The organism is Leptospira paudalimensis (genome assembly GCF_026151345.1).
Taxonomy (GTDB): domain Bacteria; phylum Spirochaetota; class Leptospiria; order Leptospirales; family Leptospiraceae; genus Leptospira_A; species Leptospira_A paudalimensis.
This window is the reverse complement of record NZ_JAMQPR010000001.1, coordinates 535,231-557,602: the sequence shown is the minus strand read 5'-3', so window position 1 is coordinate 557,602 and position 22,372 is coordinate 535,231. Positions and strand designations below refer to the sequence as shown.

Genomic DNA, 22,372 nt, shown 5'->3' with positions numbered 1-22,372 from the left:
AAGTTTTATTTGACTCTGAAATTTTAATGGATTAGAAACAACTTTCCTTTACGGAAATTAGGTAAAAACACAACGAAAATGCAGGGGAAAACTAATAAAAGAGATCAGAATGCAAAAAAGTGAGGACTACTTAGTGGTTAAAAAAACGATAATATTTTGAATCTGTTACCAAGTTAATTCTAGTCCTAATTAATAGCAACCTTATTTAGCTTTTTTTCATTTAACAAAAGTTTTTTGACTCTTATTCTACTGGATTGAACGATTTTGAAGGCTTTCTGAAGGAAAATGAATTTTAAGATGATAAAATTCATCCAAAATTTCAACTGTAAGCTTACCTTTTAACTGATTTAATCTTTGATTGATACTTTTTAACTCTAAATTCTGATTGGGAGGTTCGATCGATTGATTTAGAACATTTCGTTGGTAAACATGGAATTCACCTCCAATCAAATCCAAATTCCAAATCGAATCTCCCATTCCATATTTAATGTCATTTGTACAGACTTCATATAATAAATAAAAAAGATTCAGAAAAGAATTTTGATTATTCCCTATAATCTTAACCTGATTAAAATATTTAATAAATTCATCGGAAGTCGAAAATTCAAATTCTCTTCCTACATCTGAATACCTTCGTAACAAAGTTAAGTGTAAACCTGTTACAAAATTTTCAAATATTAGACTAAGATCTTCTATATAAAGAAGTTGATTTCGCAATGAATGAATTGTAGAGACCACCCGATTGTATACAATATCTAATTCGGAATTGATTTCTGTTTGTGTCTGAGTTGAATTCTTTTTTTTCTCCAAATATACTTTTAAATCAGTTAGATTAGCTCCCAATTGATCGTGAACCATTAATTGTAACTCGGCTCGTTGTTTAGACAATGCATTAATTGACTCTTCATACAAATGCCTTTCAATATTTGCTCTTGATTCAATTGCATAAGCAAAATATTTACTTAAAGAAGCAGATTGAAATCCAACATAGAACAAGTAACCACTAATTAAATATAATCCACCTTGCACACCATAGTAATTCATAGATATGGCCATAAAACAAAATATGCCAAGAGTAAATAACGCAAGTGCCATAAAATAAAGACCATGTGCCTCTTTTCTAAATCGATACAATAAATAAATCGAGTACCCCATAAACAAGGAAAGGTACACAAGAATATAAACAAAATTTAAATATGTTTGAATCGTTCGCGGTGCCAAAGGCGTAAATAAGGCAATAAAAGCGCCAAAATAAAAAGTATAATTGATGATCAAATTTCGATTTGATTTGAAGAGTTCGTTTAAAAACATCATTGAAAACAAAAAAGTGATAATGTTTAAATAGTGTAACAAAATCGATTGGAATAAAAAACTTTGAACAGGGAAAAAATATTCATATAACTTTGAATTTAAAAACGGAATTCTTACTAAAAAAGTAATACATACAATCGCAAAATATAGGAATGCAAATTGTTTGGTATTCTGAAAATAAAAAAACAAATGGTATAAGGCCGATGCAAATATCAAACCAAACACAAATATTTCCACCATCAAATTCTTATTTTTAAAGAATTGAATTTGTTTGGGAGATGCGATTAAAAATCCACTCCTTGGCCCTCCATGGTAAAAATCTTGGTTTGCAATTTGTAATACAACATCCAATTCGATATTGTCAGTTATAATATCAATCGTTGAGTTTGTTCGATCTGGAATCACTTCCTTTGGATTTGTGGAAACCTTTCCTTTTTCTTGTACCAATCTTCCATTGATAAAAACTTTAGAAGAAGTATGCAAATGTGAAAAATAAATAACTAAATGTTTTGAAGATTTTTCTTTCTGAATTTTAATTCGTTTTCGATAGGTAGCGTAACCCTTTTCAGAGTATGTTTGATTACCAAAACGTAAAAGTGTCCATGGCCGAAACTCAACAATGTGAGGTTTCAACGAGGATTGGTTTGAATCGAAATCATTCGGGTTAAGTAATTGATTCCAATAAAACTCCCAATGGGACGACAAATTGATTGGGATTGAATTTTCCCAATCGGTTCCTGACAAATCAATATAGGAATCGATCTGATTATTATTTGGCAATTTTTGATAACAGTTCAATTGAAATGATATTGCCAAAATTACAAAAATCCATCTTACAATCTTTACCATTACAAAATTGAATATTCCTGCACCTTCATGGCCAACTCAGATCGATTATGAACTTGTAATTTTCGATAAATTGATTTTACATAACCTTGAACTGTGTGTTCGCTTAAGCTTAAAAATTTTGAAACAAGAGGTATTGTTTTTCCTTTTACTAATAATTCTAATATTTGTTTTTCACGGTCAGTTAAATAAACTTTCGGTTTATCGATTGGTTTTCTAAAACTAGAAAAAACTCTTAAGGCAATAGTGGGAGTGATATAAGCACCACCCTCTAACAATACATCGATGATACTTTGAATTTGCCCAAGTTCGGATTTTAAAAGATAACCCAATGCTCCATTTTTAATCGAATTAAATATCATTTCATCTGAATTCATATTCGTTAGCATAATCACTTTAATGTTTTCGTTTTTTTCCGATAGAATCTTTACAACTTCGATCCCATTGATCCCCGGCAACATGATATCTAAAAACAAAATATCAATACTTTTGTGTCGTGGATCTCGGAGTAACATCTCCCCTGTTTGCCAAGTAAGAATCTCAGAAACATTATTTATTACGGAAATACGTTCTTTTAATTCACCCAAAAAGTATTCGTCATTTTCTAAGATTCCAATTTTGATTTTGTCTTTCTCTTCAGGTAAATCCGATTTAAGCGACATTTTCTGTTGTACCTGCTAATGTTTCGTAATACTTCCAAAAATGTTCATTGGGAGTTCTTTGGTCTTCCGAGAGGGAAAATTCTTTTTTTAACCCAATGACATAAAACATCTCCACCTCCCCTTTATTTTTGGCATTGACCTTTCCTCTGAATTCGCAATCAAATACATACTTTATCATATCATAAGTTGTTCCACTGACATTAATTTTTCCTGGTGTCCCTGAAGATTCCATACGAGAGGCGGTGTTGACAGTATCACCCCAAACATCATATGCAAATTTCTTTTCGCCAATTACTCCAGCAACAAGTGGACCAGAATGGATACCCAAACGTAATTCCCAAAATGGAAGCCCTTGGTCTGCCTTGATTTGTTTCATCAAATTCATAAATGCCTGGATTTCCAAGGCAGCTAATACTGAATCAATTGCATGTGTCTGATTTAGTTTTGGAATTCCACCAGCGCACATATAACTATCTCCAATTGTTTTTAATTTTTCAAGTTTGTATCGTTCTGTGATTTTATCAAACTGGACAAAACAAGCATCTAGTTCTCGGATTAGTTCCTGTGGAGACAATACTTCGGCAATTTGAGTAAATCCTTTAAAATCAGTAAACATTACACTTACATTTTCATATAAGATTGGTTCGGTGGCACCTTTTTCTTTAAGCTCTTGTGCAATATCATTTGGTAAGATATTGAGGAGCAATTTTTCGTTTTTCCTTCGCTCTTCCTCGGCGATATTTCTGGAAACTTCCAGTTCTTTAAATAATGTCGAACCGTAGATAATCCCTGCTAATTGTTCAGCAAGAATTGACAACTTCGATAAATCTTCTACAGATAAATCTAAGGTTCTATCAGAATTTGATAAATCGAGTATACCTACCACTTCACCATTTAAAATCATGGGTATAAAAATAAAAGCTTGGATGTTACAAATTTCTTGAACCCACTTGTCATCTTCAGAGAGCCAACGTTCAAAATTCCCAATTCGATCAGGTATATAAATTGGTTTTTTTCTTCTAAGAGATAATTCATGAGCTCCTTGTCCTCCTTTAACAGGAATCCTCATCTCATATATTCTTTTTTTTTGAAATTCGGTGACATTATCTGGTACTTCCATGTCAACGAATCGCAAATATTTTTTTTCTCCATCCGCAACCAATAATGAATAATACATGATGTTAAAATTTTCTTTTACATACTTATGTACCTTTTTCATGATTAAATGGATGTCCATTTTTTCATTTAAATCTTTAATCAAACCATTTAAAGAAAGGATATCTCTCTTTTGTTTTTCTGTTTCACGAAGAAGATGTACCCTTTGGATGACACCTGCAACTTGAGCACAAAGTTGTTCGATCGATCTTGCTTCTGACTTTGTTATGTTCAATCGTTCCATAAAATTGGAGAATAATATGAGACCGATCGTTTCATTATTTAAAACTAAAGGTACGTGCAAAAACGAAGTTGCTCTTGCTTTTTCACTAATTTTTCTATCGATATCAAATTCAAATCGTTTGATTTGAGGTATTAACATAATTTTTTTTCGTTTCCAAACTAAGTAGGCGATCCCTCCAGATTCGTTTAAAGGAATTCTTAAATCATTAGCGAAGGCTCTTTGTTCTTCTGTTGCTTCTATAAATGTTTCTGCATGTACACTTCTGATCTCCTGATTTTTTTCATCCAACAAAAACAACCAAGTAGCTAAAATTCCATATTTTTGGTTCACATATTCTGCAATCGCACTGATGATTTTAGGCAATTCAAATTCTGAGTTGATCAAATTTGTGAAGTGGTTAATCGTTTCAATCTCTTTTTTGGATTCTTCCGATTGGATGAGAGCCTTGTCTGTTTTCATTTTTTCTTCTGCCAAGGCATGTATGGTTTGGTCTAACTTCATCGCAGTAGATCTTAAAAACACAAAGGATACAAGGTAAAATGCAAGGGCAATAGGTGAAGCTACAAACAGTGCATGGGAAATCGCAATATTTGTTGGAAACACATTCATAAGATTTAATACATAAAACGACATTGAGATAGGAACAAAAAATAAAATCATTAGAGAAACTCGGTTTCCAATCATCGTAGCTTGACCTGATGTAGGAATTGCTTCTAGTTTAATGATAAATAAAGAAATGAAAAAAGCAGGTATACACTGCAATTCGCCAAATGTGTACAAAGGGATTCCCATTGTCGCCGGCAAATTGAGTAAAATCATAAAATCAGCAGATAATAAAATAACAACAATGTAATTTGCCAATGAATTGTGAGTTTCTTTTTTAATCTGTTTCCAATCGATCAAAAAGAGAGTAATTCCCACCAATCCTAAAATACCGAATGCATTAAGTCCAATTCCACCAGCTGAAATTTTGCCAAAACTATACTCATAAAATCCAGTAAAAAAATAGGGAGTCCAAAGTACGATGGACAATACGAACGATCCAACATCTATCCACCTTACAAATTTTGGAGATTTTTTTCCATATAAAGCATAACTAAATCTTAAATGGATACCAGGCGTAAAAACAAACAAGGTATAAAAAATTTGTTCGATCCTTCTTGTGGCAATGAATGGAATGTCAAATTTAAGAATCACCATTACAATTGTAAATGCACCCGCTAAGAAAAATGAAATAGATGCTAACATATTCAATTTTTTATCAGGATTACTACCTGCTATATAGATCGCTAAACCAAACACCATGACACTAGAAATGAGTGGAACTAAAAAATATGGCCGCAAGTATGACGTTAGTTGCTCTTTGGGACTAAGGAAAATGGCAATGATGAATGCAATCAAAATAAGAACAGTCGTGATAAATCCAGACAAAAAGTAGAATAAACCTCTTTGTCTAAACAACAGGTCATTTAAATTCAAAAAATCTGATCGAAAAATTCCATATCCTAAAATCGATAATGGAATAAATGCAAAACTACTCATGGGAAAAACTGGATAACCAACTAAACTCAACAAATTGGTGATGAGAAAAAAACTACATATGTGCAGTCCCAAAAACATTAGTTTCTTTGATTCAAAATCTTCTTTATTTTTTGCCCAAAAATGAAGTGAGGTAGGAGTGTATATAAATAGATAATTAAATACTAAAACGATGCCCCATACTTTGAGAGGGAGTTCGGCAATTGGATATTTTCCAAAGGTATATAAAAAATACCCATCACTAAAATCATAATGAGTCAATAGTCCGTAATACGCGAATGCAAAGGTTAACATTGATACGATACCGGATAGGATCAAATAACGATAATGTTGGTTGGTAAGATAATATGTTAAAAATGAAGCTGCAGGTGATAAGAAGACAACTCCAAAGTATCCCAAACGATTCCAATATAATAATGTAGGTTGGTCTTGGACTAAAGAACGTATACAGAGCACTAACCCAAGAGAAGCAAACGAAAAAGAAAAACAAATAAAACTAATTAAGAGTTTTCGGTTGTCGGAACGTTTGATCGCAATTAGTCCAAGAGAAGTAAGTGTTAATCCAACAAACATCGTAAAAAAATTGGGAACGGCCCACGGAAGTTTATGCCAAAAGTATTCAATCGTAGAGGGATGATTCGATAGTTCAGGTAGGGGGATCATGAAAGCCTCAATTGGTTATAACAGTTTTGCCCGCAAAACAAATGATTTTGCGAAGAATCTGTCAGAGCCTTTCAAAAATCCTTCCTTTGGAAATTAATATTTTATCGAATGATCCCCCCTATTTAGGGGGTTTTTATTCAGTGGATGATTAGAAACTGCTTTTCTAAAATTTACCATTCTTTAAAGTTTTGTTTCCATGAGAACAAAACGACTTACTTGGTTCCTACTTATATTATTACTTATTTCGCATACAGACACTATGCCTAAATCGAGTGGTAATCTATTTTCAGAAAAGGAAGAAGATATGGGAATCGAATCACAAGAAAAAACCATTCAAGTCTTAGGTGAGTCCAAAACCATTCGTGTCCTTTACAAACCAGAAGGAAAAAAGAGCCAATTTGCTACCCTAATTCTCGAAACATCTGCAGCTTATATTCCAAAATTAGCTGAGTATCTACAAGCAGCCCCAAGAGCAAAAGTCTTAACAATCAAAGATATAAAGGACAGTTCAACAGCAAGAAACGAAGGATCAATCGCTTATGTTCCATTTGCGTTCCCTGATCCAGAACTTCCCATACCAGCACCCCTCCTCTATCATGAAATTGGGCATTGGTGGTTTGGACAAGAACCTAGATGGGTAGCCGAAGGTGTGAGTAGTTTTTTACCAGTTGCAATGGAAAAAAGTGGATACCATTCGATTGGAATATTAGAAATTCATAAAGTGAATTCTTGGTGGGGTTTCAGACAACCTTTACCAAAAATTGATTTCCCCCTGAATGACACTTCGTACCCAGATTCAATCGTTGCAAAAGATTTCTCAATTTATTATGAAAAAACTTTTAAAATTCAATACATGATTTATTTGGAATTAGGTGGAGATAAGTATCGGAAATTCTTAATGTCTCTCATGGATCCCACTCATAAATCTTGGCATGATTATTTCATCGCTCCCTCGAAAATCATATCTGAAGAAAAAACAAAAGGGGTCATCTCACTCTTACGAAAACAAAAAGAGATGGATTGGAACCAATTTTTATCAGGATGGGTACAACGTAAAGGTTACCAAACAAAAACTAAGGCACTACTGCAAGACCAAGATGGAGATTCTATTGTTGACTATGAAGAAATTGTAAATCAAACCAAGACAACTGATTGGGATAGTGATAAAGATGGATTGGGTGATTTTGCTGAGTACAGTTTGGGTACAAATCCAAATGAAAAAAACGAGTCAGCAGATTTTCAAAATCGAATTAAAAATTACGGAATCATTTTCGATGGAATGGATGACGATTGGGCTTTTTTAGACGTTGTCACTCTCATACAACCAAAACTTCCCGGCCAAAAAATTCCAATTGTGGAATTTCGTTATTTTATAAAAGACAATTTATTATATGGAATGATTCGCTCAGACAAACCATACACTGAATACATTTCAAAAGAAAAAGATCTTTATTTCTTCTTGGCCGACAATTCCAAAAACAAAGAACGAGTTGGATTTGGATTCAAAATGCATCCGAACGATGTGTACGGTTGGGAATACGAAAGAAAAGAAGGAAGGAAACGGTATGTGTGGGGAAAAGTCGGTTTTGTCTTTGAATTTCAAATTGATGTCAGTGACCATCCCGATCGAGAATTGGTACTTTTACCACTCATCAATGGTGTGAGTGGAGCTTCCCGCGGCCATTGGGACTATGGCAATCCGATTGTAATTCCCCTTAGGCAATAAGGTTCCGCGGTTGGAATTGAAAAACGATCGCGATTCTCCAGAATCATATGGAATTTAATGTTTGACACAATTGACTTATTTTATTTATAACGAACGTGCGATATAAAATGTGGTTTACCTTCATTTGCCAAAATTGGCATTTTGATCTCACCACAGAGAAAGGAGTTGCTTATGTTTCTCTTAAACCAAATGGGCAAACAAAAAGATGGGGAAATTCGTATACCCTCCCCCAATTCCAGAAAAGTAACAATTAATGGAACCACAATTGAAACCTTGCCAAATGAAAACATTCTGAGTGCAGCACTAAGGCAAGGGATTGATTTTCCACATAGTTGCCGGGTTGGTGGTTGTGCGACTTGTAAGTGTCAACTAGTAGATGGGAAGGTGAAAGAACTCACTGAAACTAGCTATTTATTGTCTGATGAAGAATTGGATGAACGGTACATCCTTGCTTGCCAAAGTATTCCACAAACTGATGTTAGAGTCCAAGTAGAAAACAAAAACTCTTATTCAGGGACCGTTATACAACAAAAAGTATTAACTGACGAGATCTGCGAAATCTCCATCCAATTGGATACAAAACTTTATTTCCAAGCTGGTCAATATGTTTCTCTTTCGATTGAAGGTATGGACGCAGAAAGAAATTACTCCATTGCAAATGCACCCAATCAAAAACAGATCGTAAAGTTTATTGTCCGCAAAGTTCCCAATGGAAAATTATCAAATTATATATTGAATGAAAATTTACTTGGGAAAAAAGCAATACTCAAAGGTCCATTTGGCAATTTTTATCTAAGAGATTCCAAAAAACCAATTCTAATGGTTGTTGGAGGTAGTGGCCTTGCACCAATACTTGCTATGTTAGAGGAAGGTATTTTGAAAGGCACCAAACGACCGCTCACATTACTTTTTGGTGCACGTAAAAAAGAAGATTTATACAAGTTAAGTGAAATCAAAAAAATTCAAAAAGTTTGGAAAGGAAAATTTACCTTTGTTCCTATACTTTCCGAAGAACCAATAGGTAAAACATGGAAAGGAGAAAGAGGTCTTGTCACATCAAAAATCAAAGACTACCTAACAAGCTTATCTGAAGTTTATTTATGTGGACCACCACCAATGGTTGATTCTGCGACAAATGAATTGCTAAAATTGGGTATTCAAAAACAGTCAATTTTTGCCGATCGATTTACAACCATTGATCATAGTCTTAGTTTGCAGATAGATGACAAAAACACTAGATCCAAAGCTGGATTGTTTGATTATCTAAAATTCTTTTTGTTTCATGTTGTAGGGCTATCATCGGTTGTGAGTATCCTTATGGGAGGATATTATACTACCATTGGATTTTTTTCTTTACTCTTATTTTATCTAGTTGGAGATGCAATTTCTGGTGATGACAAGCGTATTCCGAATTATACAAAACCAGAAATTCTTACATTTCAACTCTGGATGGCATTACCAATCTTAATTCTTATCTTTTTTTGTTCCATTTGGACAGTGAGTCCCACTGATACTTTTGGTTTTGGTACTTGGTTAACACAAATAATCGGATATGATTTTAATTTTGCAAAATTGAATACATCACCCCTTGTCCATGTTTATGCGATTATTTTTACGGGTTTGATGATTGGACTCATAGGAACCATTACCGCACATGAATTAACGCATCGAACTTGGGACCCTATCTCCATGTTCATTGGTCGTTGGTTATTGGCATTCAGTTTTGATACAATCTTTTCGATTGAACATGTGTACGGACACCATCGTTATGTATCCACAACAGAAGATCCAGCCACAGCTCCTCGCGGAAGGAATGTGTATTATCATATCCTCGCTTCGACCATCAAAGGCAATATCAGTGCTTGGAATATTGAACGAAAACGTTTGAAACGTAAAAATGTTCCTACTTTATCATACCACAATGCTTTCCTAAGAGGACATCTGATGAGTGTTTGTTTGGTAGTGATAGCGTATTCACTTGGCGGAACCCCTGGCATGTTCTTTTTTATCCTTTCTGGATTATTTGGAAAAAGCCTTCTTGAAATTGTAAATTATATGGAACATTATGGAATGGTTCGATTGCCAGAAGAGCCTGTACAACCAAGACATTCTTGGAACACAAACAAAAGAATTAGTTCTTGGACCATGTTTAACTTAACACGGCACTCCCACCACCACGCACAAGGAGAAGTTCCTTACCAAAATTTAAGACCTTATCCCAATGCACCTATGATGATCAGTGGTTATTTGACAACGATAGTGATCGCACTCATACCACCTTTATGGAATTATCTGATGATTCCCAAAGTTAAGGAATGGGACCAAAAGTTTGCAAGCCCAGAAGAATTGGAACTCATAAAAATCGCAAATCGAAACAGTGGGAACTCAGCGTTTCTAAATTCTAATCAAAATCAATCACTCTTGCAATAAAAAGGATAAACTAGAAAAAAAGATTAAAATGAATTACAATTGTTTGGAATCCCAAGTGAGTAAATCACCTACATACCTTAATCCTTCAAACAAATCAATCCAAGGGGTGTGTTCGTCTCCCTTGGATTTTAAAAATAGAACTCCTACAAAAAAAGCAAGGAAGGCTTTACCACCCTTCCCTTCTGTTTCTTTTGGAAAAAATCGATTGAGTGCATTTTCATAGGCAATAAAAGAATCTTCTACCAATTGTACCAGTTCTTTAGATTCTGAATGTTGTCTTTTGATATCAACTGCGAGTAACATCAAATTCAAAAAATGTCCTTCTTTCCCTGAGACGAAATTCATGATGTCAATGATACTCGTTGTTTCTTCTGATAACTTTTGGATTGCTTCTGCATCTGTCATCACCAGATGTTTTACCATTGAAGCAAACAAAGCTTCTTTGGTTGGGAAATAATGATACAAAGTTCCAGTTGAAACTCCCAGTTCTTTTGCAAGTTCCCTCATCGAAACAGAAGCTACCCCTTTGGAGACAAAGATTGGTAGGGATTTGGAAAGTAACTCCATTCGATACAAATTATGATCTACAATCTTTGGCATAAAGACCACCTAAGTTAATCTCACAATCAATTTTCCATGGAGATATAACCATTTCCAATGGCCTTCAAAAATCGACGAGACAACAGGGTTATTTTAATTCTATGCCAAAGAACTTCAAGCGAGAATCTTTTCATAAAAAATTATCGCTTATCAATACTTCGTTCAACACGAAGGCACATTCAAAATGGATTATGTAACGTTTAGTTTCAAAAGTTCATTTCAAATAGAATTTTTTTTGTCAAATTTCGATTCCAATAAGGTCTAATATACGAACTGTAATTCACGTATTAAATTACATTCTAGGAGCAGAATATGCCTACAACCATGAAAGAATCAAATATCAATGGAATAGAAGAGAACAAAGAAGCCGTCGTCACTTTAATTGAAGGAGATGGAATTGGACCAGAGATCATCCAACAAACAATCCGTATTTTGAATGAAGCTAAATCTGGATTACAATTTGAAAAAGTCGAAGCTGGTTCCTCCGTTTATTTATCAGGAATACTCTCTGGAATTGCAGAAAATGCTTGGGATACAATTCGTAAATACCCAACCATCTTAAAAGGTCCGATTACCACTCCTAGAGGGAAAGGATACAAAAGTCTAAATGTAACCATTCGTAAAACATTAGGTTTATATGCAAATGTAAGACCTGCAAAAACATATGATCCCTTTATTGCAACGAATCATCCCAATACTGATATAGTCATCATTCGAGAAAATGAAGAAGATACATATGCAGGAATTGAACACCGCCAAACACGTGAAGTCACTCAATGTTTAAAATTGATCACTGTCCCTGGTACAGAGAAAATTGTGCGATATGCATTTGAATTCGCAAGATCTAATGGAAGAAAAAAAATCACATGTATGGTAAAAGACAACATCATGAAAATTACGGATGGATTGTTTGCCAATATCTTCCAAACAGTTGCGAAAGAATATCCTGAGATTGAAGCAGAAAGTATGATCATTGATATTGGTGCAGCATTACTCGCCAATCGACCTCAGAAATTTGATGTGATTCTTGCTCCAAATTTATACGGTGATATCCTCTCGGATATTGCAGCAGAAGTCACAGGTTCTGTTGGTATGTGTGGATCAGCAAACATTGGTGACTTTGTGTCGATGTTCGAAGCTGTCCATGGAAGTGCTCCAGATATAGCTGGAAAGAATATTGCCAATCCAACTGCAGTGATTAAAGCAACTGTAATGATGTTAACACATCTAGGCAAAACGGAAAAAGCAAAACTCATTAGGAATGCAGTATTAAAAACAATTGAGGATGGTTTTCGAACTGCTGATGTATTTCAAAATCAAAAGAATACAACACTAGTTGGAACAAAAGAGTATGCAGATGCAATCATTGATAGGCTTGGAAAAAATCCGGAAGTACTCTCTGCAAGTGAACTCGTCAAACCAAAAACATTCATGCTGAGTTTATCAACTCAAAGAGAAAAAAAAGAATTAGTTGGAGTTGATATTTTCCTAGATATACCAAATGATCGTGATCCAAATGTTTTAGGAAAAAATATTGAGGTCATCACAGAAAACTTTTTACATTTGAAAATGATCACAAACCGAGGAGTTAAAGTATATCCAAAAGGACAAAAAGAAACGTTTTTAACTGATCATTTTCGTTGTCGATTCATCTCACCAAACGGTGGAAAAATCCAACATAAAGATATTACAGCTGTTCTAACCTTACTCGAATCAAAGGGATATGATTTTATCAAAACAGAAAATCTGTATGAATTTGATGGAGTTGCTGGTTATTCTTTAGGACAAGGAGAATAAGTAAAATTAACTATCTCATTCGTAATGGAAACCTTAAGTCACAACTGATGGTGACTTAAGGGATCGGAATCTTCTATTTTTTTGATTCGAATTGTTTTTCTAAAGGTAAAAAAACATCACGATTGATTCCTAAAGGCATATAAAACTGAATATGATCTACAAATTTTGCGGAACCACCATACACTTCAATTGCGACTGATGTTTTCCCGGACTCACTTGAGAGTATTTCTTGAAACTTCGGATAAACTTTTGTAGGAGCAAGGAAGTATGAGAATACATTCTTAAATGGAAACGTGGTCGTTAGGCAATCAGATTGTGGAATCTGGAAGGTAACAAATTTTGATTGAATTGATTTGATTTGGTTTTCCGTAAGTCCCGTCATACGACATCCCAAAATTGATCTTAAGTTTTCGGGAGGAGTGCCCGGTGGATCCAAATAAATTGCCAAACTATTACATTCAGTAATACCAATTGATTCCCATTCCTTTTGGAATTTTTCCCAGCTCTGATTTAAATTTTGGTAGGGACCTTTATGAGTGTATATGAATACGTTTACTGGTCCGAAGGATTGGTGTTTCACTTCAATAGTTTTAAATCCACCCATATATGCATAAAATGAAATACCTATTAGGATAAGTATTCCAATTACGATGCCAATTCTTTTCATCATTATCATTTGATTCCCTTTTCTATTTCAACGTTTTGTTGCAAATGGAACGAATATTGCAAAAGTTGATATTGGATTTTTTTTATTTTTTGTCAATAAATTTAGAAAGTTATTTTTTAGTTCTGTCTAATCAGTGTTCGTATCTCTGATAGAACTTTGGGAATCCATAAAACATTTGAAAGTTTCTTTTCCAACAGATCCAATCTCCATCCAAAAAAGAATCCAATCAATCGATCCAATTAAGTATGGCAGTTCAAGAAACTATATTGATGGAGCAGTATCTTTATTATCACCTTACATCGCGAGAGGTTATATTTCCACCAAACAAATCTTTGAACATGTGTCTTGCCTAGGACACAAACCATATCAAATCACAAAATTTGTTCAAGAATTAACATGGCGTGATTATTTTCAGCAAGTTTGGCGAAATAAGGGCGAACTCCTTTTCCAAGATTTAAAACAACCACAACCCGGGACTAGACATTTTAAAATTCCGAAATCAATTCTGAATGGTCATGTCCAAACTGGGATCCCAGGGATAAACCGAGAGTTACTCGATTTTTACGAAACGGGTTATCTTCACAATCATGTTAGAATGTATATTGCATCTCTAGTTTGTAATATTGGAGGTGCTTACTGGAAAAAACCTTCAGAATGGATGTATTATCATTTGTTAGATGCTGATGCAGCAAGTAACACTTGTAGCTGGCAGTGGGTTTCTGGTTCATTTAGTTCAAAAAAATATATAGCCAACCAAGAAAACATTAACAAATACCTAAAAACGAATGACCATTTTACCTATTTAGATCGTAGTTACGAAGAAATTCCAAAATTTGATTTTTGTCCCGAGGAATTGGAGGAATTATTTGATTGGGATTTAACAAATGTTTACCGAGAAACTGAAAAGTGGATCGAATCAAAAATTTCGAACCAAAATCCAGAGGATCGAATCTATTCTCACTCCTATCCCAATTTCCCTTTAGATTTGGATCCCTCGTTACCAGTGTTATTATATGATTTTTATAATCTAGATCCAAATTGGAAAAAAAACATTCGAGCAAATCGTATTTTTATGTTACGCCCTCATTTTTTTAGAAAGTTTCCATCGTCACCCAAAACTATGGATTTTATATTCGCTCTAGCAAAGAATATACCGAAAATCAAATTTTTTTGGGGTGAATGGGAAGATCTATTACACCAATTAAACTCAGCTCGGCCTGAAATTTATTGGAAAGAACATCCAACTAACAAAGAATATATTGGAAATGAAGAGGGAAGAGATTGGATTTTTCCTGAAGTTTCTGGATACTATCCTTCTTTTTTTACGTATTGGAAAAAATGTGAAAAAATATGGGATCGTAAAAATTTATCAAACCAACCAAGTTTGTTTTAAGAATCAATCCATCTCACTAGGGAGCGATTTACTTGCACTTTTCTCAAACTGTAACATTCTTTCTTTCGTAATTCCAATTAAGTTGTGAGTTAAAACTAATGTATCTCCCAAAAAGTCAGGAGCAAGACGGATTTCAACAACTCTGTACCAAGTTTCCTTAGGTGGAATAGAAAAAGCATGGTTCACACATAAACATTTGAATTTAAAACCAAAACTATGTTCTACGGGCATCGCGGAATGTGGTGCTGCGAAAAAATAGGCTGGTTTATCTGTTGGATTTTTCATTACCAATAAAAATTGTTTTTTAGAGCCGGGTTTTAAGACCAATTGCCCATCAGGAATCAAGTCTCCGAAAGGTGCACGTTTACCATCTTGCACAGTACCAGTTGTCCAAAGAGCTAAGGCTTGTGCTCCTCCAGGTTCTCTAATTTCCATTTCTAAAGGTAAGGAAGTGTATGCCCATCTAACATCAATTTTTACTTTGTTAGATGGAATGGGATTGGTAACAACAACTTCATTGTGTTCATGAATCGGTGAAACTACTTTTTCCTCACAGGAGTGAAACAAAAGTATCAAACCGAATACAATAAAAAAGGAAAGTCGTTGTTTCATCCTAATAAATCCGAATCCCTCTACTATTCTAAATTTAATTCCAATGTTGAGAAATCTAAATTATCAGTTTTTTTAGAATTGATCAGATAAAATTGTTTCCCTTTCACTTGTAACGTAACAAATTCTTGAAAAATTTTCTCAGTATTATTTGGATCTGGATTTTTCACTAAGTTACAATCCCTTCCACATCCGTTACAATCTCCACCACCATAATCTAAAAAGTTTGTAAACGTTTGTTTTCGCAAAAATCCAAAGATACGAAGTTGGATTTTTCCAGGATTCATCTCTTTTACTTCATAATTTCCTAATCCATAAAACCGATTTGAACTTTCCTCTCCGGCATCATAATTTGTTCTTGCAGTTGAACCTTCTAAAAAGAAAGTCCCATCCGAACGCAAACGAATTGTCCAATCAGAAGAGGTAGGCGGATCCATATTCTCTTCCATCGCCACTTGGTTCTCTGCTCCTGCAGGTTGGTCTACAACTGCTTCATCACCTGAAACCGCATAAACTTCTCTACCAGTTAAACCTCGATTTAAGACCATACGTAGTGAAGATTTTGAAAATGAATCAAAATTCTTTGCAGCGGTATCTTTGGATTTTGGAAGAGTATCCATTGCAAACCAATCACCATCATGACCAAAACGAAGTTCGGATAACACAATCCCTTTCTCTGTCAAACCAGGATAAATCTCTTCCACTTTCATTGTAAGTTTTTTACCTTTAAAGGTTGAAGGCAGTTGGATTTCTTGGCTACCCATTGTATCTTCTACATTGATTTTAGCAGAATAACCATCATCACCAGTTAATAAAAATGCTTTAACTCTACCATTTTTAATACAGTGAACATCAGACCTTTGGTAACCATTCCAAATTTTAATGACAGAAATTTTTTTCGTATCCGCAAAATCAAAGTTAAATGATACTCCAACTCCGCCTTTAACAGATGCATATCCATTCTCATATTTAGAATCAAATAAATTCATAACAGAATAAGTTGGCTCAGGTGAAGCAGTCTCAGATGCAGTTACTGTTCCCGATACAATTTCTGGTGTATAAGTTCGATACGCTTTTTTGGCATCATCGTAAAATTTGACAGCCTTTATACATATATTTTGGTTTCTTTGAAAATTCAAAGTCACCGATCTTGCCTGCACAACTGGATCAAAAATAACTTCCGAGTTCGATTTTTCGATGTCCGTACTTGCATACACTTCGTCGAAGTTTACATAAGCGGCGACTCGGTCTTTAAATTGTCCATTACAAGATTCGATTGATACTTTAGTTAATGGGAATGCATTGTCTGCATAAAAATGTAACTTAACAAATTCTGCACCTGGCTCAGCTTTCCATTCCTTGCCATCTAACACTAAGAAGGGGAGACCATTCTCCATAGATGTGGATGTCACCATTGAAAAATGGAGTTTTTTCCCACAATTGACTGTGAATGTTACCATTAAAATCAAAACAAAAAATAGACTGGATTTGAGTTTCATTATTGGTCCTTTGAAAATGTGGATTTAAAAGAACCCATTGTACGGAAAAAAGGCAAGAAATTTTTTAGGGACTCGTATCTTTTAATACCCTTTCCCAAGTATCTTGGTTTAATGCACCAACAATCCATTTACCATTCACCCAAAAAGTAGGGATTGAAGTGACTCCAAGTTTTTTTGCTTCTTCCCAGTCCTTTTTGACTAGGTCTAGGTATTTTTGAGTTTCTCTTTGGGAATCGCATTCAGACCAAACACTCGATTGGTTGGGTATTGGAATTTCAGTTTTGATCATAGTTTTCGCATTGGCATAAAGGTTTTGCATATGCTCTGTAAAATGAACTGGGTCTTTATCCCACAAACAACGCGAAACAACGAGAGGTGCTAAACTTTGGTTTGTATCACCATCCAGTGGAAAATCTTTATGGATATAATGAATTTGATTTTTGTATTTCGAAAGAAGTTTTTGTGTATGAGGGAAGGTTTCCTTACAAAAGCCACATATATAATCGCTCCATTCAACAATCACCCATTTCGAATTAGGTTGGCCAAATTGAGGTGAGAATTTACTATTTATTTTTGATAGTAAACTTATCTTTGATTGGATTATTGGTTTTTGTTTTATACTTATATTCGATTTTTGGAAGATACGACTCCAAACAATTCGTATGCGAATCATTTCGCGCAATCGATCAATTGCATCTGTATCCTGTATAGAACTTCGTAATTGTTTTTTCTCTGATCCCCAGTAATGATTGATGTCCGTTTCAGAAACAAGTTTTCTCTCAGTTTCCTTCCATTCTTGTAATGTAATTCCAAGGGACTTTGCTTTCTCATTCAATTGGTTTAAGTGAATCTCTGATGAAAGTGTTTCCTTGATTGATTCCTCAGAAGGTAAGGATTCTGGTAGATACCGGTTTTCCGGCAATGGTTCGGAACAGGAAAAAAAGAAATAAAATAAAATGACTATGGGCACATTCATAATTCTAAGATCTGTAGCAAATAGTCTCAAGTATTTTTGTATGATGAAAATTGATTTTTTGATTGAAAGAGGCAGTTGTGTCCTTTTTGATGAGTCTCTTGTATGAAAATTAAAATCTTATCGCGCATATTACAGTTATTAGCTCTGTACCTCTTCTTTACATCAATTTATGCGAGTTTAGGCAAAATCATCACCATTCAATCTGGAACCAAAATTTTTGGTATAGTGGAATCATCCTATAAAGAAAAAGATTATACCACACAAACGGGTAACAAACGTTACGGGACCACTCACTATACCATAAGACCAATTATCAAATACCAAGTGAATGGAGAAACTTATGAAATTCATGGAAAAATTTTAGGTGAAGTGGGCAATCAATACCAAATTGGACAACATGTTCCCTTGTATCTTTCTGAAAACCAACCTGATTATGCTATTATCAACTCCTTTTACGAATTATGGTATGATCCTTTGAGAACGATACTCTTCAGCATAGGATTGTTTTTAATAGGAACTTTCTTCGGAAAAATTCTTTCGAAAATAAAAACATCAATACTGAATTTATTTAATCCACAATCGCATTTGGATCAATTTTAAACGTCCGATGGTTTCAAAAATGTTTCCATTTAAAAAAATTCGAATTGGAATCCTACTCTTTTGCTTCATTCCTAATTCAATTTTTAGCCAAAGTAAAGATATGGTTAAATTAGAATGGTATCACTATATCCTCCTTTCTCCTGTCCTCGTCATTGATGCAGTTAGGAAAGGTTACCAAAGTATTGGAAACCAAATCGACAACATCCGTGAATTCCAAAGTTTACCTGAATTACACAAAGCAGTCATTCAATCCGATTTAGATAAGATTAAAAAAATTGTTTCTGCTGGAGCAAACCTAGAGGCAAAAGACAAAAATGGAGAAACTGCGTTATTCTATGCTCTCGATAGAAACCGAGTGAATATCGCGCGCTATTTAATTCAAAAAAAAGCAGATGTGAATGTTTTCAATATTCATGGACGTCATTTAATCCATCCAGCCATTAAATACAACCAATATGATTTGATCAAACTTATGTTTGCTCAAGGATTAAAACCAAATTTTGATGGGAGTGGCCCTACAACCTTAACTCTAACGACAAATCTTAATCCTAACAATTTTAAATTCATCCAACTCTTTGTTGATGAAGGTGTCAACATCAATGCATTGGATAAAAACCACTACTCAGCTCTTATGTATTTAACAATGATCGAAAATCCAAATCTAGAAATTGTTTCTTATTTGATTAGCAAAAAAGCGGATGTCAATGCCAAAGACAGTTCTGGTAGATCCATCCTTCGTTTACTCATCGAAAAAAGATCTCAAAATTTAGCTTTAGTGAAACTCCTATTAAAAAATGGTGCAGACATTCATTCCAAAGACAATGAAGGACAATCAATTTTCGATTTTATCAATCAGTTCTATGATGATCCCAAAACCAATGATATCGTCCTGTATTTAAAAATGATAAAAAAGTAGACCGCTAGAAAACAAACAAATCGCTCGATTCACAGAAAGTGAATCCTCAAGACAATCTAACTTTAAATTGGTGAATCAGATAAAGTTACCTTACTTTGTCCATTCGAGAACGAAAAATTCCAAAGTTCATTTTAAAGGAAAATCTTCTCAGGTTTCATAAAAAATATTCTAGCTTAATAGAATAAATATGCTCTCTTTGGTCCGAGGTATTTCTAATGAAATTGATTTTTTCAAATATCAAATGGATCATGATAGTCTCTGGACTCATCACATGTTCAATGATTTTGTCTGCATTACATCCTAACCTAGGTCTAACATTGACTTTCGGAGAAACAATGGATGGAAACTTAGCAAACATCATCGTACGCAATTGGGGAGCACTCATCGCAATCGTAGGTGGAATGTTAGTCTATGGAGCATATCATGAACAAAATCGTAATTTAGTTCTAGTTGTTGCTTCGATTAGTAAAAGTATCTTTATACTTTTAAATTTAGTTTATGGACAAGCTTATTTGGCTAAATCAAGCCCCGCTTTGGTTTTTGATTCTTTATTGGTGATTATCTTTGTTTCCTATTTAGCTTCTAAATCTTCAAAGTAATCATCCGTCTTACTTCCACCAATTTTTTGCAAAAGAACCATCGATCATTGTGCCTCACATTCAAAACTGAGCACATTGGTCCCTTATTTTCGATTCATAGCTTGGTCCAAAAATTGATTCAGTGGATACACAAACCGAAACAATTTCACAAGATCTTCACTGCTCAGTTTAGAAGTTAAATCTACATTCTTTAAATTTTTCGCCACTGCAAACCCCTTATACTTGAGGATTTCGATCATAGGATGGTCTTTGGTAAAACCTCTTGGAACCGTTTTCACTTTCTCTGCATAAAATTCTTTTCCAAATGTATCATAAAATTTTGGATCATTTATAATTTTAAGAAAACCTTTAGAATCATTAGCAATTCGGTCCCGGATTTTATACAATGATTGTGCATCTGGTTGGTAACAACCTCCACCTAACAAAGAACCATTTGGCTTTAAATGAAGGTAATACCCAGTTCCATCAATTTTCCGATTCCCTCCTTTCATAAAAATCCCAAAGTGTGTTTTATACGGACTTTTATCCTTGGAAAATCGAACATCTTTATAGATTCGAAAGATACAAGACTTTGGATCTATACCTTTCACAGAACTGTCAAATTTTTCAATCCCTGATAACAAGGCACCAGTGAAGGACAATAGTTCTTTTTGAATTTCGTCAAATCTCGGTTTGTTCTCTAAAAACCAATCTCTCTGATTATTGTTTTTAAGTTCCGATAAAAATTTAAAAACTTCATTACTTAACTTCATATCAATTAAACAAATCCCTTATATTCATATTTGTCATTGGAAGGAAATCCAAAAATATGACCTGAAACAAACTGTTTCGTATATTCTCTTCAATTCAAAGAAGATCCCTGTTTCACTTCAAGCAAAACATAGATCACTTTTGAGCACAAAAAATGCGATCCTTAGTCAATGGAGTTCGAAACGAAATTGTAGAACTCCCACGAAAAGCAAGAAACCTTACTGAAAATTGGCCCTAAATTCAAGGTTCATTGGAAGAGATTCAAAAATTAACAGATTCAATTCCTACCTTAACCATTGTTTGCAGAATCTCCTGTTTTCTGGCGGAAAGTTTACACAAGGGATTCACAATCCTTACATTGAAAAGGTAGCTAACTTCACCACCTTTCTCCAAATTAAGTCAATAATTTATTGATTTTTGATAGCCTGAAATAAAATTCCTGTATCGCAAAAGATCGGAAGTTTTCCGTTTTAGCAATAAAATCGAATACTGAAAGAATAGATTGAAACGATTTTCATACGGGAGACGAAGTTCATGAAAAATTCAAATTTTATCTCCAAAATGAAAATTCAATGTTTCCTTCATTTTCTCCTTGTAACATCTCTATCGTATTGTAAAAATCCAAGTTTAGAAAATCCATGTGATCCCAACCATTCCGATTATTATGAAATCCTACTTTCTAAAATTTTTTCAGGGAACACGAGTAACCACTGCGGTGTAAATATCAACAAAGTATTTGCGCCTATTTTTTTCCCAAGTCCTGGCCATTATACGGAACCTAATTTTATCACCATCACAACTTTTACGCCTGGTGCTACCATATACATCACAACAGATGGAACACCACCTAGTATTCTTTCAACACCTTACCTTTCATCCTCTTCCATTTGGAGACTTGCAGGACAGAGGATCCGCGCGATTGCAATCAAAGTAGGCATGGAAGATAGTGCCATCTCCGAAGGAACATATTCAATCCTTCCATTAAAAACAGGACAAACTACGTCATACACAGTTGGTGATGATGCATCTATTGGTTCAGGTCTCCCTATCAATTATGCAGAACCAAAAGTAGATCAAAACTTCCCAAATGATTACACAACGTTTGACCAAAGTACAGGTATTATATGGAAAACATGTTCCGAAGGATTATCGGGGCCAACATGTGCAATCAATAGTCCAGGTGTGACAACGGGAGCTTTATCAACTTTAGCTACTTCTTGTTTATCACTTAACTCTGCTAATTCGGGGAAAGGATATTCTGGTTATACTTCATGGCGGTTACCAACAATGCGAGAGCTCCTAAGTACCAACGATGCAAGCAAAACTTCCGTCACTATTCATAATACAACAGCTCTGCCAGGAACAGTAAACTATGCTTATTGGGCATCAA

General features: G+C 34.4%; 17 protein-coding genes (1 of these 17 cut by a window edge). 8 read left to right on the top strand and 9 right to left on the bottom strand.

Annotated features, from left to right (window positions below; genetic code table 11):
• Positions 1–246: 246 nt before the first annotated feature.
• Genes ND855_RS02570 through ND855_RS02560 form a run of 3 tightly spaced genes read right to left on the bottom strand, consistent with a single transcriptional unit; the run spans position 247 to position 6,420 of the window.
• Complete coding sequence (locus ND855_RS02570) at positions 247–2,127, bottom strand: 7TM-DISM domain-containing protein (protein WP_265357057.1); 1,881 nt, start codon at positions 2,125–2,127, stop codon at positions 247–249.
• A 32-nt stretch (positions 2,128–2,159) separates the two neighbouring features.
• Positions 2,160–2,819: a response regulator transcription factor gene (locus ND855_RS02565; RefSeq protein ID WP_265357056.1), complete on the bottom strand. Its 660-nt coding sequence runs from the start codon at positions 2,817–2,819 to the stop codon at positions 2,160–2,162.
• On the bottom strand, positions 2,809–6,420 hold the full coding sequence (locus ND855_RS02560; protein ID WP_265357055.1) for an adenylate/guanylate cyclase domain-containing protein: 3,612 nt from the start codon (positions 6,418–6,420) through the stop codon (positions 2,809–2,811). The genes ND855_RS02565 and ND855_RS02560 overlap by 11 nt, the downstream gene beginning before the upstream one ends.
• 196 nt (positions 6,421–6,616) lie before the next feature.
• Between ND855_RS02560 and ND855_RS02555 the strand changes: the two genes are divergently transcribed.
• Positions 6,617–8,146, top strand: coding sequence for a hypothetical protein (locus ND855_RS02555; RefSeq protein ID WP_265357054.1), 1,530 nt, complete (start codon positions 6,617–6,619; stop codon positions 8,144–8,146).
• Positions 8,147–8,317: 171 nt separating this feature from the next.
• A complete protein-coding gene (locus tag ND855_RS02550) occupies positions 8,318–10,576 on the top strand; it encodes a fatty acid desaturase (RefSeq protein ID WP_265357053.1) in 2,259 nt (752 codons plus the stop codon).
• Positions 10,577–10,609: 33 nt separating this feature from the next.
• Here ND855_RS02550 and ND855_RS02545 read toward each other — a convergent pair whose 3' ends face one another.
• Positions 10,610–11,176, bottom strand: a complete 567-nt coding sequence (locus ND855_RS02545; RefSeq protein WP_265357052.1) for a TetR/AcrR family transcriptional regulator — start codon at positions 11,174–11,176, stop codon at positions 10,610–10,612.
• Between the two features lie 312 nt (positions 11,177–11,488).
• Here ND855_RS02545 and ND855_RS02540 point away from each other — a divergent pair, with 312 nt between their 5' ends.
• Positions 11,489–12,973, top strand: coding sequence for an NADP-dependent isocitrate dehydrogenase (locus ND855_RS02540; protein ID WP_265357051.1), 1,485 nt, complete (start codon positions 11,489–11,491; stop codon positions 12,971–12,973).
• A 73-nt stretch (positions 12,974–13,046) separates the two neighbouring features.
• Here the strand turns inward: ND855_RS02540 and ND855_RS02535 are convergent, their stop codons facing one another.
• Entirely contained in the window at positions 13,047–13,643 is a 597-nt protein-coding gene (locus tag ND855_RS02535; protein ID WP_265357050.1) for a hypothetical protein, read from the bottom strand.
• 172 nt (positions 13,644–13,815) lie between these two features.
• Here ND855_RS02535 and ND855_RS02530 point away from each other — a divergent pair, with 172 nt between their 5' ends.
• The gene (locus ND855_RS02530) at positions 13,816–15,033 is read left to right on the top strand and encodes an FAD-binding domain-containing protein (RefSeq protein ID WP_265357049.1); all 1,218 of its coding nucleotides are present in this window, start codon (positions 13,816–13,818) and stop codon (positions 15,031–15,033) included.
• Between the two features lie 3 nt (positions 15,034–15,036).
• On the opposite strand, the gene lsa20 is transcribed toward ND855_RS02530, so the two are convergent.
• From lsa20 to ND855_RS02515, 3 genes are all read right to left on the bottom strand, one after another.
• Positions 15,037–15,645 (bottom strand): LIC11469 family lipoprotein adhesin Lsa20, encoded by a 609-nt coding sequence (gene lsa20, locus ND855_RS02525; RefSeq protein WP_265357048.1) that lies wholly within the window; start codon positions 15,643–15,645, stop codon positions 15,037–15,039.
• A 23-nt stretch (positions 15,646–15,668) separates the two neighbouring features.
• Positions 15,669–17,141, bottom strand: coding sequence for an NADase-type glycan-binding domain-containing protein (locus ND855_RS02520; protein WP_265357047.1), 1,473 nt, complete (start codon positions 17,139–17,141; stop codon positions 15,669–15,671).
• A 64-nt stretch (positions 17,142–17,205) separates the two neighbouring features.
• Positions 17,206–18,117: a thioredoxin domain-containing protein gene (locus ND855_RS02515; RefSeq protein ID WP_265357046.1), complete on the bottom strand. Its 912-nt coding sequence runs from the start codon at positions 18,115–18,117 to the stop codon at positions 17,206–17,208.
• Positions 18,118–18,219: 102 nt separating this feature from the next.
• Between ND855_RS02515 and ND855_RS02510 the strand changes: the two genes are divergently transcribed.
• The 3 genes from ND855_RS02510 (at position 18,220) to ND855_RS02500 (ending at position 20,232) form a co-directional block, all read left to right on the top strand.
• The gene (locus ND855_RS02510) at positions 18,220–18,717 is read left to right on the top strand and encodes a DUF3592 domain-containing protein (RefSeq protein ID WP_265357045.1); all 498 of its coding nucleotides are present in this window, start codon (positions 18,220–18,222) and stop codon (positions 18,715–18,717) included.
• 100 nt (positions 18,718–18,817) lie between these two features.
• A complete protein-coding gene (locus tag ND855_RS02505) occupies positions 18,818–19,633 on the top strand; it encodes an ankyrin repeat domain-containing protein (protein WP_265357044.1) in 816 nt (271 codons plus the stop codon).
• Positions 19,634–19,848: 215 nt separating this feature from the next.
• Positions 19,849–20,232, top strand: a complete 384-nt coding sequence (locus ND855_RS02500; RefSeq protein WP_265357043.1) for a hypothetical protein — start codon at positions 19,849–19,851, stop codon at positions 20,230–20,232.
• Positions 20,233–20,315: 83 nt separating this feature from the next.
• Here ND855_RS02500 and ND855_RS02495 read toward each other — a convergent pair whose 3' ends face one another.
• Positions 20,316–20,984, bottom strand: coding sequence for a DUF2461 domain-containing protein (locus ND855_RS02495; RefSeq protein WP_265357042.1), 669 nt, complete (start codon positions 20,982–20,984; stop codon positions 20,316–20,318).
• Between the two features lie 532 nt (positions 20,985–21,516).
• On the opposite strand from ND855_RS02495, the gene ND855_RS02490 reads away from it, so the two are divergent.
• On the top strand, positions 21,517–22,372 hold the 5' portion of the coding sequence (locus ND855_RS02490; RefSeq protein ID WP_265357041.1) for an Lcl domain-containing protein. The gene runs 545 nt beyond the window's last position; only the first 856 of its 1,401 coding nucleotides appear in the window; its start codon is at positions 21,517–21,519; the stop codon falls past the right edge of the window.

Bases quoted from the DNA above. Each gene is read 5' to 3' on its own strand.
- ND855_RS02565 (WP_265357056.1), bottom strand. From the start codon at position 2,819: ATGTCGCTTAAATCGGATTTACCTGAAGAGAAAGACAAAATCAAAATT.
- ND855_RS02560 (WP_265357055.1), bottom strand. From the start codon at position 6,420: ATGATCCCCCTACCTGAACTATCGAATCATCCCTCTACGATTGAATAC.
- ND855_RS02555 (WP_265357054.1), top strand. From the start codon at position 6,617: ATGAGAACAAAACGACTTACTTGGTTCCTACTTATATTATTACTTATT.
- ND855_RS02550 (WP_265357053.1), top strand. From the start codon at position 8,318: ATGTTTCTCTTAAACCAAATGGGCAAACAAAAAGATGGGGAAATTCGT.
- ND855_RS02545 (WP_265357052.1), bottom strand. From the start codon at position 11,176: ATGCCAAAGATTGTAGATCATAATTTGTATCGAATGGAGTTACTTTCC.
- ND855_RS02540 (WP_265357051.1), top strand. From the start codon at position 11,489: ATGCCTACAACCATGAAAGAATCAAATATCAATGGAATAGAAGAGAAC.
- ND855_RS02535 (WP_265357050.1), bottom strand. From the start codon at position 13,643: ATGATGAAAAGAATTGGCATCGTAATTGGAATACTTATCCTAATAGGT.
- lsa20 (WP_265357048.1), bottom strand. From the start codon at position 15,645: ATGAAACAACGACTTTCCTTTTTTATTGTATTCGGTTTGATACTTTTG.
- ND855_RS02520 (WP_265357047.1), bottom strand. From the start codon at position 17,141: ATGAAACTCAAATCCAGTCTATTTTTTGTTTTGATTTTAATGGTAACA.
- ND855_RS02515 (WP_265357046.1), bottom strand. From the start codon at position 18,117: ATGAATGTGCCCATAGTCATTTTATTTTATTTCTTTTTTTCCTGTTCC.
- ND855_RS02510 (WP_265357045.1), top strand. From the start codon at position 18,220: ATGAAAATTAAAATCTTATCGCGCATATTACAGTTATTAGCTCTGTAC.
- ND855_RS02505 (WP_265357044.1), top strand. From the start codon at position 18,818: ATGGTTAAATTAGAATGGTATCACTATATCCTCCTTTCTCCTGTCCTC.
- ND855_RS02500 (WP_265357043.1), top strand. From the start codon at position 19,849: ATGAAATTGATTTTTTCAAATATCAAATGGATCATGATAGTCTCTGGA.
- ND855_RS02495 (WP_265357042.1), bottom strand. From the start codon at position 20,984: ATGAAGTTAAGTAATGAAGTTTTTAAATTTTTATCGGAACTTAAAAAC.